Origin of the sequence: Enterococcus sp. C57, assembly GCF_040887305.1 — a bacterium.
Lineage (GTDB): Bacteria > Bacillota > Bacilli > Lactobacillales > Enterococcaceae > Enterococcus_B > Enterococcus_B hirae.
On sequence record NZ_JBFOFP010000011.1, the window covers coordinates 39669 to 52285 of the forward strand.

The 12617-nt window shown below is 38.8% G+C and carries 10 protein-coding genes; 3 read left to right on the forward strand and 7 right to left on the reverse strand.

Going from position 1 to position 12617, the window contains the following annotated elements; translation table 11 throughout:
- Window positions 1–526: 526 nt before the first annotated feature.
- Both AB5M32_RS12505 and AB5M32_RS12510 read right to left on the reverse strand, forming a co-directional pair.
- On the reverse strand, window positions 527–1831 hold the full coding sequence (locus tag AB5M32_RS12505) for a DUF438 domain-containing protein (protein ID WP_063626520.1): 1305 nt from the start codon (window positions 1829–1831) through the stop codon (window positions 527–529).
- Window positions 1828–2061 carry a DUF1858 domain-containing protein gene (locus tag AB5M32_RS12510; protein ID WP_034699449.1) on the reverse strand — a complete coding sequence of 78 codons (234 nt, stop codon included), beginning with the start codon at window positions 2059–2061 and terminating at the stop codon, window positions 1828–1830. Before AB5M32_RS12510 ends, AB5M32_RS12505 begins: the two co-directional genes overlap by 4 nt.
- A gap of 383 nt (window positions 2062–2444) precedes the next feature.
- On the opposite strand from AB5M32_RS12510, the gene AB5M32_RS12515 reads away from it, so the two are divergent.
- From AB5M32_RS12515 to AB5M32_RS12525, 3 genes are read left to right on the forward strand one after another with little or no spacing between them, the layout of a single operon-like run.
- A complete protein-coding gene (locus AB5M32_RS12515) occupies window positions 2445–3833 on the forward strand; it encodes a Y-family DNA polymerase (protein WP_081127667.1) in 1389 nt (462 codons plus the stop codon).
- On the forward strand, window positions 3796–4293 hold the full coding sequence (locus AB5M32_RS12520) for a hypothetical protein (protein WP_053765838.1): 498 nt from the start codon (window positions 3796–3798) through the stop codon (window positions 4291–4293). Before AB5M32_RS12515 ends, AB5M32_RS12520 begins: the two co-directional genes overlap by 38 nt.
- A gap of 59 nt (window positions 4294–4352) precedes the next feature.
- Window positions 4353–4598 carry a hypothetical protein gene (locus AB5M32_RS12525; RefSeq protein ID WP_010720185.1) on the forward strand — a complete coding sequence of 82 codons (246 nt, stop codon included), beginning with the start codon at window positions 4353–4355 and terminating at the stop codon, window positions 4596–4598.
- A gap of 264 nt (window positions 4599–4862) precedes the next feature.
- Here AB5M32_RS12525 and AB5M32_RS12530 read toward each other — a convergent pair whose 3' ends face one another.
- The 5 genes from AB5M32_RS12530 to AB5M32_RS12550 form a co-directional block, all read right to left on the reverse strand.
- Window positions 4863–6443, reverse strand: a complete 1581-nt coding sequence (locus AB5M32_RS12530) for an alpha-rhamnosidase (RefSeq protein ID WP_178286861.1) — start codon at window positions 6441–6443, stop codon at window positions 4863–4865.
- Window positions 6444–6461: 18 nt separating this feature from the next.
- A complete protein-coding gene (locus AB5M32_RS12535) occupies window positions 6462–7793 on the reverse strand; it encodes an MFS transporter (protein ID WP_053765841.1) in 1332 nt (443 codons plus the stop codon).
- 302 nt (window positions 7794–8095) lie between these two features.
- Entirely contained in the window at window positions 8096–9067 is a 972-nt protein-coding gene (locus AB5M32_RS12540) for an AraC family transcriptional regulator (protein WP_010720188.1), read from the reverse strand.
- Window positions 9068–9178: 111 nt separating this feature from the next.
- Window positions 9179–10519, reverse strand: a complete 1341-nt coding sequence (locus AB5M32_RS12545; RefSeq protein ID WP_010720189.1) for an MFS transporter — start codon at window positions 10517–10519, stop codon at window positions 9179–9181.
- A 17-nt stretch (window positions 10520–10536) separates the two neighbouring features.
- Entirely contained in the window at window positions 10537–12528 is a 1992-nt protein-coding gene (locus AB5M32_RS12550; RefSeq protein ID WP_368024496.1) for an amylo-alpha-1,6-glucosidase, read from the reverse strand.
- Between the last annotated feature and the right edge of the window lie 89 nt (window positions 12529–12617).

Below are 12617 nucleotides of genomic sequence, written 5' to 3' on the forward strand. Positions count from 1 at the left end.
TGAATGCGTTTAGTTCCCCCTTTATGTAACAAAAAAAGCCCACCGTAGAAAATCCATCTACAGTGAGCCCCTGAATCAATCAAATAAAAAAGCCACTATAGATTTTTCATCTATGCGGCGAGCAAGTCATCTCAAACATCCTTAGCCATCATAGATACAAACAAACGCTGATGTTTGCACCCATAATCGTATGAATACAAACTTATCTAAAATAGCTAAAGTAATAATTATTCAGTTGTGAACTATGTGTGATTTTCATAATAATCGCTCCAAACTGATATAAGATTGAGTTTAAGTATAGAGATGTTTTTGAAAGAAGTCAAACAATTTCTTGAATAAAATGATCAAAGGGTATGAAAAAAGGGCTTTTACCTGATAAAAACTCCAATTTACCCACTAAATAGTCGCAGGAGAATGCTGAAAATACCATAGAAAAGTATCAACAGCATGTCCGGCTTCTACTTCTATAATCAAACGAGCCCAAAAGTGAGCTGAAATTGTTCTTTATTTTGAAATTTGCCCGCTCTTACAATCGTTTTTGTCCGTCTAACTTTTGGATCTCAGTAATATCTTGCGTGACTTCTAAGCACCCAAGATAATCACCTGTCTCATTTTTTAAAGCAAAGTAGCGAATATAAATTTTCCGTCCTCTCATATCAATCCAAAATTCTGCTGAATCCCTTGTTCCTGTACGGAAATCGTCAAGTATTTGTTGGACAAGATGCATGCTTTTTGGTGGATGACAGTTGACGACTTCACGACCAATGACAGAAGTAGTTCTTGGAAAGACCCGTTTCTTTCCTTCTGAGAAGAAACGAACCCGATCCTCATGATCAACAAATGTCAAATCCACAGGCAACACTTGAAACAAGGCAACTAATTGCTCCAACTGTAACGCTCCTGTCGGAAATTGCACAACTAAATCAGTCATAGGTGCTGTTTCGTCTTGAATTGCCTCTGACGTAAACTCTTCGATCCCAAGACCAGCAGCAATACCATCGGTCGTTTCTTTAGCTTTTTTAATGGCTAATTGACGAGCTGGTTCCCGTTCGCTTTCTTTTTCGAGTGATTCTTGGCTTGGCTTCCATGGAAGTGGTTCAGGGATAAACGCAAAACCGATATCAAAGCTGTCATGAGCGATTTGTTCCCAATCTTTAAGGCTAAACACATCTAAGGTCATGGGTACCATGATCTCCTCTTCCTTAAAAATCATCTCTTCAATTTCTGTTTTTACTGCTTCCCATTTTTCGGATAGCGGATTATAAGCCGCTTTGTCTGTAGCTAAATAAGCATTCAGCGCTTTGATCATTTCACGGATATCATCATCTACACCCCACATCACTTTAGGTGGGGCTGAGATTCCGTATTTTTCCATATAAGAAAAGATCAACGTTTCTTTTCGTGCATAATGCTTGTCGATCTGCAATAAATCAGTCAAAGCGTGTTGCAATCGTTCCTTTTGTGACCAATCACCTTTAGCCATTTTTGCCAATAACCCGTCAATTTCATCCGTCAGTAACGACTGCAACACTTGGTTTTCTAACTTTAAGGTATGGATCGGGTGTCCTGGTTGTGCATGTTCATAATTGGAATGATGGATCTCATTGATCGCTCCTTTAAAAACAGCTGCATGGATATTACATAACTTTTGGATTTCTGACGGATCAAGACCGCTTTGAATCAATGCTTTTTCCGCAGCAGTGATTTCCGTAACATCGACTCCCTCAAATTCTTCATTGAACAATCGTTTTGCTTCTTCAAAAGAACCACCTTTATGTAAAAGTGACAGGATTTCAACAATCCGTTCTTGTCGTTGATTCGTGGGTTTCATTTTACCAATCCTTTCACAATAAATCCTGATGTTTCAAAGGCAGTAACAATTTGTTCTAAAGGAATTTTTTTCATTTGAGCCCCTTTAGGAATCGTCATATAGCGACCAGCAGTTTGCAACATCCCAGGTTGGTTGATGGCATTAAATCCTAGCTCTGCCATGATTTGTTTGACTTCTGGATACTCTGTAACTAATTCAAATAATGTTTTGGAAAAATCGATCTCTCTCATTTTACTTCCTCCTTCATTGAGAATCGTTCTCATTCGATCGGATTCATTATAAACGATTTTGTGCACTTTTACACGATAATTTCAGAGTAAATCTTTTTTTACCATTCTAATGATGAGTATACCTAGGCTCATTCTTTTTTCAGTGTAAAACTTCCTAATGACTTTCTGATCAGCAAAAAATAAAATAACTTTTTTTATTAACTAATGAGGTCATCCAGCTGTTTTTTCTTTCAATTAATTTTGCTTCAGATACTACCCATTTCTCTAAACGATAAAAAGACAACAATCTTCTTCTCCACTGTTTTTTTACCCATTCCATCACGTTTTTTTCGTTGACACAAAACGCGAACATGTGTTCTAATCAATAAGAAGAGGTGACGAATATGATTCGAAATCAAAATCCAGTCTTTGATTACACAAAAGAACCTTCGAGAGATATTCTTTGCATCGATTGTAAGTCGTTTTATGCTTCTGTTGAGTGTGCCGAACGTCATTTAGATCCTCTAACAACCAAACTCGTCGTCATGTCCTATCCGTCAGGGAAAACCGATGAACGTGGGAGTGGCTTGATCTTAGCTGCCAGTCCAGCCGCAAAAAAAGCCTATCATATTACAAATATCAGTCGAGCAAGAGATTTACCCTTTCCCTATCCCGACGATCTTTATATGGTCCCTCCACGAATGGCTTACTACATGAAAAAAAATACCGAGATCAATGCTATTTATAAAAAGTACGTGGATGAAGAGAATCACCATGTCTATTCTGTCGATGAAAGCTTTCTTGATGTCACCAACAGCTTGAAACTTTTTAAAGTCAAAAGTGCTTGGGATCTAGCTGAAATCATCTATCAGGATGTCTACCAACAAACAGGAATCCATACAACTATTGGGATTGGTGATAATCCACTACTAGCTAAGTTAGCGTTGGATAACGGTTCTAAAGGAAAAGAGCGAAAGGCCGAATGGCGCTATGCAGATGTGGCAGACAACGTTTGGCGTATTCCTTCTCTCACCGATTTTTGGGGAATTGGACATCGGACAGCCAAACGACTCAAACGACTGGGGATTCATTCTGTTCATGATTTAGCTCATGCGGATTATTACCAACTAAAAGAAAAATTTGGAGTGATTGGCACCCAGCTTTTTGCCCATGCTTGGGGAATTGATCGAAGCTTTTTGGGAGAAGACTATACCCCCAAATCAAAAAGTATTGGGAATAGTCAAATTTTGAATCGTGATTATACAAGGCGTGAAGAACTTGAAATCGTTCTTAAAGAAATGGCTGATCAAGTCGGAACTCGTCTGCGGCGTGAACATGCGAAAGCGCAAGTTGTTAGCTTGTGGATGGGCTACTCTTTAGGTTATCGAGATCGTCTAGGGAAAACTGGATTTCATCAACAACTAAAAGTTGAGCCGACAAATTCTAGTCATGAACTCAGTCTCATTTTATTGAATCTTTTTCGTAAACATTACCAGCATCAAGACATTCGCAGTGTCGGTGTCAACTGCTCCAAACTAATTTACACAGACAGTCTGCAATTGAATCTATTTGCAGATCCCGATGAACAAGTCAACGATGCCAAAATCGATTTTGTCGTTGATCGTATTCGCCAAAAATATGGGTTCAGTGCAATTGTCCATGCCCATAGCTTATTAGAAGGTGGCCGTGCGATCGCAAGGAGTTCACTCGTTGGCGGACACGCTGGTGGTCATGCCGGTATTGAAGGTGAGGGCTATGCGTCGAACAAAAAAAGAATTTCTCGACTACAATGAATACCGAGATCGCCCATTCGGATTAAAATGGGGCACCGCATTCGCCATGGAAGAGCTAGTCACTGGAATCAAAAAAAATGAAGCATGGGCAGTGAAAGAGATTCGTCCGTTGGAACAAATGTCTCGAGAAGAAATGGATAGTGTTTTATTAGAGGCTTTTCTTTACCATAAAAAAGTAAGTCTGCAATTAAATACCAAGGATGAATTTGGCCGCTACTTAGAAAGCATCGAGGGTTTCTTTACTGGTGAAGCTTATCACGACTATTTTATCCTTGAAGAACAGACCGTTCACTGGTGTGACGTCCGACATGTTCAAATAAAACAGGAAGATAAGTGGTTTGATGTTTCCTATTTTCCCCAGTCAGTCACACAACATGAAACGTTAAGTAACCGAAGTCTTAACGAAGAGATCGTTCCGATCAAAGATGAATTTTACCAAAGTTTTCCTGAAGAAGAGTAGCGTTTTGCCATTGATCAGCATAAAATGCCTATTTCATTAAACTAGAAAGAAGTGATTTTTTGAAAACAGTCCATCAACATTTTGAAACGATCGCTATCACTGCGTTTATTGCCAAACAAGAAATCATTGTCCGCTGTAAGGATAACAACACTTATCGAGGATTTGTCCAACGAGACATGACAGAAAAAGGATTTTCCTTAGATGAGCAATTGATTCATTGGGTGGACATCGTTGAAATCCAATTGACCGATCAATACTTTCACTTTTGGGAAGATATTTTACATCTAAAGGAACCGACATCCTAACAAAGCCATATAATTGGAACACCTAATCCTATTATATGGAACGCATGGACTCCCCCAAAAAAACGTACAAATCTTCTCGTAAGCGATAAACCTTTGATTATACGGATAAACTGCTCGTCCATTTCATACTACAGCAAAAAATCTCAAAACCGCAAAAATGGTTTTGAGATTTTTTGCTTATGTCTAGGATGAATCAGTGAATCATTACTTAACGATCCAACTGTCTTTTTTTCAGTTGACAATGTAAAGTAACTGACTGCTTTTTCAATTTAGATATTTTTCGATCAAGTACGCTGGCGTACAGCTCCACGCATGGCAATAACTACTGATGATCGGGCTGCCATAAGGAGAAAAATCTGGTTCTTCTGGTTTAAAAGCTTCCCAAAAAGTGTCTGCTCCCAGCTGAATCATTTTGCCCCAATAGTTTTTCATTAACTGGATAGCTTCTTCTTGAAGTCCAGCTACAAATAGCGCTTCGACTACATGATGATACATATAAGGTGTAGCAATCCCTGTGATCGGAAAATGATGCGCAATCATCGTCTCCAAAATTTCTCGATTCATTGGTTGATCAAAGACCTCTGCTAAAACCATCCAAACTTGACTCGCCACATTGATTTCTCCGGTTGTTTCAATAATAAACTGCTTTTGTTCTTCATCAAATAATTGTTGCTTCGCAAACGCAATCAGTTTCTCTGTTGTTTCTTGGTAATGACTCAGTTGTGGATCTTTCACTTGTTCTGCCAACTGGTTGAATCGTTTCATCGCATAGATCAACACTGCTTGTCCTGCTGTACTCTTTTCAAACTCATTCGACCAGTCGATAAATACTGGCCACTCTTCTAACAAATTCAAGCGTCCCTCTTCATCGACACATGTCAGTGCTAGTTCCATCTGCTTTTTCGCTACTGGATATAAATCCTGCAAGACAACTGAATCTTTCGTCTGTTGATAAAAATCAGCTAAGATCACTGCAAAAAACAAACTATAGTCGAATAAAAACGTATCATCTGGTGTCAATTGCGGGGCTGTGAAAACATTGGCTGGAATCTTCCCTTCACTGGTCGTCATCCCACCAAATAAATAAAGACAACGTTTCGTTAAAGCTAAATCACCGAAAGTCGCATAATTCGCTAACGCTTGTAAACGTAAATCACCAATCCATAATCGGCGATCTCGTTTGGGCCCATCTTCAAAGACTTCTTGCATGCAATCAAATAATGTTTTAACAGAAACTTGGTAGATGGAAGCAAGTTCTTCATCAGCAATCACAGGCTTTGGTAATTGGTCGAGTGACACACAACTTTCTGCGATAAAAAGCGGATTAGAAAAACTAGCTTGCCACTTGGGTGAAGTATCTAACACCTTTAGCTCAATATAACGACAGCTATATCTTCTTGGTAATTCTAAACGTGCCGGTAAAACATCTAGATGGATAAATTCTTCTTGAATCCAAGACTTTGACAACCAACCATCATATACACTAGAATCTGCCGCAAGTTCAGCGGGTACTTCCGCAAATTTCAGTTGTAAATATAAGGGCGCATCCATTGGCGAACCAACCGAGTCAATGGACAGACTAAAATGCCCAACATAATGATCCCCTAAATCTAAGATAATCGCTTCATCCCTTTTTAAAGTATAATCAGCTAGTTGTTTGATTTCTTTGTCACTGTTAATTGCTGAATACCCATTCAAACCATGTGGGTCTTCAACGACTTCAGTGATTGCTACTGGTTCGATCTTCGTTTTCAGAAGATTTGGTACATGTTGTTGTGCTTTGGTTAGCAGTGCCTCGTCTTTCTTCCAACGCACATCTTGATTGATTTGAAAAGTAAATGCCATCTTGCTTTCTCCTCTTCTTTACTTGGTGAACGATGCAGTCATTTCTCCTTCAGTCAGCTCTTTATCCACGGGATCAATCACTGGGTATTTTTTCTGTAGACGCATCATGATCACTCCAGCAATTGTCGCTACCAAAACGATTCCCGCAAAGCCAAACATAGACGTCTGGATACGATCAGGAGCAACTAAGTAAGGGGTAACAAAAGCAAATAATCCACAACACATTCTTGAAAAACCATTGATGAACCCTTGAAGTGAAGCTCGTGTTTCTGCTGGGAAAGATTCTTGTGTCCACACTTTGTAGATTGCTTCTCCGGCTAGTGGATTCCCAAAATTATAAAAAGCAATTGTGATCGCTAATGCAATAAATCCTGCACCACCACCGATCAATGCCATACCTAACATTGCGCCAAATTGAACGACTGCCCCAATAAAGAAAGCTTTGTTTCTAAATTTACCACCTGCAACAGAGGCAAATGCAATCGTTGTTGCTAAAGAAATCACATTCAACCCGATCCCTAATCCTGTAGCTTGTGCTTGACTAGCTCCGGCATTTGTCAAAGCATAGGTTTGAAATTGTCCCCAAGTATTCGCTAAGAGGTTCCAACACACATAAAAAATCAAGATAGCGGCGAAAAAGCCAAGGTATTTTTGTTTGTTTTCCCCAAATAGTACTGTCTTGAAAGAAACTTCTTTCGAGTCGCTTGTCACTTTGGTCATTGCTTGTCGAGCAGCTCCGGCTTCATGAAATTGTCTAAACTTAGGTGAAAGTGTCCGCCATAACCAAGTGATCACTGCAAACGTAAATAAGATGGCAAAAACAATTCTTGCTCCTAACACACCTTCGATTCCCGATAAAAGAAACGAACAGATGTAAGAAATGAATATCCCCACTTGCCAAAAAATCTGTGTGGAAGAAATCAAACGAGCAGAAGTATGCTCATCAGGTGCATCATGAGAAACAACGGTCAAACTTAATGGTAAGTCTGCTCCAGATGCTACGCCCATGATAATCACGCCTAATAAGAGCATTGGGAAACTTGTGGCTAGAATACAGACCGCAGCTCCGATCGCGTAAAACAAATTGATCCAGTTAAATGAACGGATCAAGCCAAATGCTTTTGATATCTGTCCAGTAAACAGCGATCCGAAAGCGATTGCAAAAGTTAGCCCGCCAGAAACGATCCCGACTTGTCCAGTTGTCAGCTCTAGTCCCTTTTGCCAAACGGGAATCGTCGCTGAGAGTCCAACAATACAGCCAGATCCAAGCATGGAGCCAATTCCAGCAGCGACAGCTAGAGGCGAATACTCTTTGACCGTGGTAGTAGTTGATGCCTGTTGTTTCTTCATAAAAAACACTCCTTAAAATAAGTTTTATAAGTTCGAACAGTTAGAATTGTAAACGTATGAATTACTCAGGACTATAGCAAAAAAAGTGTTCTTTTTATCCAAATCACATTCGTATGCTTCAGCGAATCAAACAAGCGATTCTTTTTCGAACATTCAGGAAACGAAAAGAAGGTTCACACTTATCCAATACATTTGGAATACGCTTTCGTTAATCTTCGCTTTTCATTGCCAGTTCATGATTGGTCAAATCTTTTTTACAGATCACCTGAGAAAAAGGACTCGTTGCATCACAACTGCCTATTCTATTTTTTTAACAGACTATCTTTGAGTTCTTTAGGTGTCAGTTCTGTGTATTTTCCGACTAATTTATACAAAGAAGCAAGAGTTTCAAAACCAAGTTCATACGAGATTTCTTCAAAAGTTTTATTCGTTTCTCTCATCAACTCGATCATCGTTTTATACCGCAAAGAATTGATCAATTCTTGGAAAGAACTCCCTGTTTCTTTTTTCAATTTATTACTTAAATAATTTGCATTATAACCAAAATGTTTCGCTAGATTTTTCAGTGTCAGTTTTCGAAAATGAAGATCGATATATCGTAAAATCTCTAATAATTCCTGATTCTCACGTTGCGTAACATATTCTTCTAAATCACGGGTAAGTTCGATCAATAGTAAAGACAATCTCAGATTCAGTGCCCGCATATAATAGTCTTGTTTGTTGTAATATTCCAAAATCATTTTGTGCAATAACCCTTGCACTTCTAAGTTATCACCACAATGAAAATGGATAAATTCATCATGTTTTCCTTTTTCCTGCGAAGCATTTAATAGAAATTCATTGACCAATCCACGTGACTTCACCATATTGATCACGATGTCAGTCGTAATCGATTCCCCTTTCAATAAAATATTGATCAAAAGGTCTTCCTCTTCTAAAGGATCGATACGCTGAACGATTTCTTTGTCTAATAACAGCAATTCACCTTCTTTCAAGTGAATTTTCTTATCGTTGACATATTGGACACATGAACCAGACAACATATAGTTAAATTCAACAAATTCATGCGTATGTGCAGGCATTTCAGCGTAACGATGATGTTTATTGATAAAGATATTACCCTCTTTGAAAAATTGGTTTTTGGGCATTTTAGGTACTGCGACTGTCTCATAGGGCAACTGTTGGTCATTGATATTTTGACCATCAATTTGTTGTCGACATTCAATTTCGTTATTTTCCATCAAAAATGTTTTTAGTTGCTCAAAGGTAAACACTGGCATCCTCCCCTTTTTCTTCATTTTCAGTTAGCTTTTCGTCAATAGCAACCAGAGCTTTTAGGTAATTAGGTAACTATCTTTCAGTCTAACGAACGAAAAAGCAGCAAATCAACCAATGGAAGGTTTTTCCTTAGTCGTAACAAATAAATAGTTCGCTGGATAACCGATTTGGAAAACACCGAGCGTGATTAGGTAAAAAACAAGTGGTACTACAAAAGTAGAGAAAATAATGCCAAATGATGCGCTAGATAATTGCGCCTGATTCGCTACATAGCCTGTATAGCTCAAAACAAATCCTGGGATAGCTCCACCAATCGCCATCGCAAATTTCATGATAAAAGAATTCAATGAAGCGATCAGCGCTGCTGTTTCAATTCCCAACTCGTGTTTTATTTGATCCACATTATCAGCAGATAAACTATACTGCAAAGTATTGGTCAGCCCTAAGCCAACTTGGACAGCAAGATAAGCCCCTAAGAAAATCATTTTCGATTGATGCACGCCGATCATCACGATCATCGCTAAACAGAGTAAAGATAATGCGCCAACATATACTTTTTTCTTCCCCCATCGCTTAGATAAACTAGGGACCAACACACCTGCTCCTAAAGCACCAAACAGTCCTAAAAAACTAGCGAAACTTAGCAATTTTGTGTCATTCAAAATATAGTTCAAATAATACAAAAGCGATCCACTAAAGATATTGCTTGCGGCGGTAATAAAAAGCATACTGATAAATAGGGTCATCACTGGACGAATTTTTAAGATAGCAAGCGCTTCTTTATAAGAATAGCCGCGCTCTTGCGATAATTCAGCGGGCTCTTCATTCCCTCTTTCTTTCAGTGCTAATGTACCAAAAATCGTGAAGAACAAGACGACTAGTACCGTTCCGACAATCAACAAGGTATACCCAGAAAGCCCATTATTGTAAGCGGAAAGGATCAACGGTGCCAAAATATTCAAACAAGTAGGTCCTACTGTATACGACACACCTTTTATGGACGACAAGATGTTTCGATCGGCTTCTTGATCGGTTAATACGGGGATCAAACTATTTAATGGGATATCCATTAAATCAAAAGTGATACCTAACAAAATATAAGAAATATAGATAACGACGATTTTTTGACTAGTAAAAAGTAACGGCGCAAACCAAACAAGTAAATAGTTGATACAACAAATCACTGTTCCTAGCACCAAAATCGGGCGATATTTGCCAAAGCGCGTCACTGGGAAACGATCGATCAAAAAACCTAATAAAGGATCACTGAAACCATCAAGTAGTCTGGAGACTAGAAAAAGCGTACTAACTACAGCAGGATTAATGCCAATTACATCGGTATAAAAAATCAAAAGGTACGTATTCAACAACGTCATCACTGGGATATTTCCGAGATTTGTTAAAGCAAAACCAATTTTTTCCTTTACACTGATTCGTGTTTGTTGCATTCCAATCCTCTCCTTTTTCAAATCAGTTGTTTGCTCTTAGTTGTTTCAAGGGAGATATCATAATTTTTTCCTGGCTCTAAATGAACCTCTTGCTGGTTGATACGGAGAATCCCTCCTTCTCGCGTCGTTGAAATGTGTAGCTGTTCTTGTTCTTTATTGATTGTGACAAGTCCATTTTTGATTGGTATTTGCATGTTTAGACTTTCAAAGGCAGCTAGATTAGGTTCAACGATGAAAGTTTGATATCCTGGTGAAAGTGGTCGGACACCTGCGAAATATCTGCCTAATAGATAGATTGGGCTTGCTCCCCAAGCATGGCATAAGCTTTTGCCAAAAGGATCCCCATACATTTCATACACTTGTTCGCCCGTTTCCTCAGGGATATATTCTTCCCAGAATGTCACTGCCCCTCTTTCAACCATTCCGCCCCAGTAATCACAGATGATTTGATACACTTGGTCTGTTTGACCCATTTTACATAGAGCATCTTGCTCGAAAAATTTGAAATAAGGTGTCGTGATCTGGGTAATTTCAGGGTTTAACAATACATGGGTTAAAATCTGTTCTTTCTTTTCTTGTTCCACTAAATCGAATAAAATGGCAAAGATATTGGCATGACGAGTTACGTGGCGCTTTTTCGATTCATAGGAATCAATAAATGCCTGCTTTTCTTCGTCCCAGAAATAGCTCATGACATTTTCTTTTAGTTGTTGATACTTCTGCTCGTAGTCATCTACCTCACCCAAAACAGCTCCACAAGTCATCATCGTTTGATAAGCTTCAAGCAATAGAATTTGTTCTGCTGCCAAGGTTCCTTCTCGATCCATCTCCGTCCAATCAATAAACAACCAATCTTTTTCTCGCCCATAAATAAAGCCAAGTTCATTCGTTTGTGCTTGGAGATAGTCCATCATCGTCTTCATCTTAGGATAGATTTGTTTCAAGAAAACCGTGTCGCCCGTCATTAAATAGTGATTCTCAACAGCGATGATCCATAAAATCGAGTAGTCAACGATCGTATTCATGTGTTGCTTGATCTCATTTTGCCCACGAAGCGCTAACATCGTTCGGGTATTGATTTCTTCATCGAAAAAGAGGTATTGATTGATAAAGTAGCTTTGGTAAGCATCGCCTGACCAGATCCACCGATCTCGCTTGATCCCATCGATAAAGAACAATCCGCTACATAGGGTAAATGTTTCCACAGAAACTTCCCAAATCTTGTTTAAAAGGACATTGTCTGAAGAAAAAGCAGCATGATTGGTTAAAGGAAGGGATTCATGGATTGCCTCGATCTCAATTTCTTCCTTCGCAACATCTGGAACAAACAAATACCGAAAAGCACGCTTTCTTGGGATTGTTTCAACAGTAGCTGCTTTTTCCTTGTAATAGCACATCTCCACATCTAATGCTTCTGATGCAGATTCACCATAGCAAATCATGATCGGTTGTCCATGTGTCATTTTTTTGATTGCCAGTGTTCCGTAAACCGCACGACCATAATCGATCAATACCCCATCATTCTGTTCGTTGATTGAAACAGGTGTAACCACTTTTTTTTCAAAATAGACATGATTTGGATCGTTTGCTTTATCCAAATAAAGTGAGCTCCAACCAGCTGGTAGTTCTTCAATAAAGTTACTTGCTCGCCAACCTAAATCACTCTTGATAACCTCTCCTTCGACAAAGACAGCGGGTAATCCAGTTGCGTTGCCTACAAAAATCCTGATTTTATTCTTTCCAGGCTGACAATTGATTGTTTCTTTAAGTGGATACTTTTTCCCATTCACTTCCACATAGCCAATCCCTGTTGCATAAACAATAAAAGAAGTTGGTTCTGTCAGTTCGTAGTAACGTTTGAATTTCACATTTTTATGACAATCATCAACGTTCCAATAAGCAGGCCAGTCATAGCCTCTTTCTTCTCTTGAAAAATTTTGTAATAATCCTTGTCTGATTTCAAAATCTCCTGGGTACCATAACCATCTTGTTTGTTTTTCACTATTCATCTTCCACACTCCTTGGTTTTGGATCGTAGCAATGGTAATCATGCACGATTCTTTTTTCTCATTGTCAATAACTGATAATCTAAATCTTT

What these genes read in the sequence shown, in the direction of transcription:
- AB5M32_RS12505 (WP_063626520.1), bottom strand. Translation starts at nt 1,831, where the DNA reads ATGAAACCCACGAATCAACGACAAGAACGGATTGTTGAAATCCTGTCA.
- AB5M32_RS12510 (WP_034699449.1), bottom strand. Translation starts at nt 2,061, where the DNA reads ATGAGAGAGATCGATTTTTCCAAAACATTATTTGAATTAGTTACAGAG.
- AB5M32_RS12515 (WP_081127667.1), top strand. Translation starts at nt 2,445, where the DNA reads ATGATTCGAAATCAAAATCCAGTCTTTGATTACACAAAAGAACCTTCG.
- AB5M32_RS12520 (WP_053765838.1), top strand. Translation starts at nt 3,796, where the DNA reads ATGCGTCGAACAAAAAAAGAATTTCTCGACTACAATGAATACCGAGAT.
- AB5M32_RS12530 (WP_178286861.1), bottom strand. Translation starts at nt 6,443, where the DNA reads ATGGCATTTACTTTTCAAATCAATCAAGATGTGCGTTGGAAGAAAGAC.
- AB5M32_RS12535 (WP_053765841.1), bottom strand. Translation starts at nt 7,793, where the DNA reads ATGAAGAAACAACAGGCATCAACTACTACCACGGTCAAAGAGTATTCG.
- AB5M32_RS12545 (WP_010720189.1), bottom strand. Translation starts at nt 10,519, where the DNA reads ATGCAACAAACACGAATCAGTGTAAAGGAAAAAATTGGTTTTGCTTTA.
- AB5M32_RS12550 (WP_368024496.1), bottom strand. Translation starts at nt 12,528, where the DNA reads ATGAATAGTGAAAAACAAACAAGATGGTTATGGTACCCAGGAGATTTT.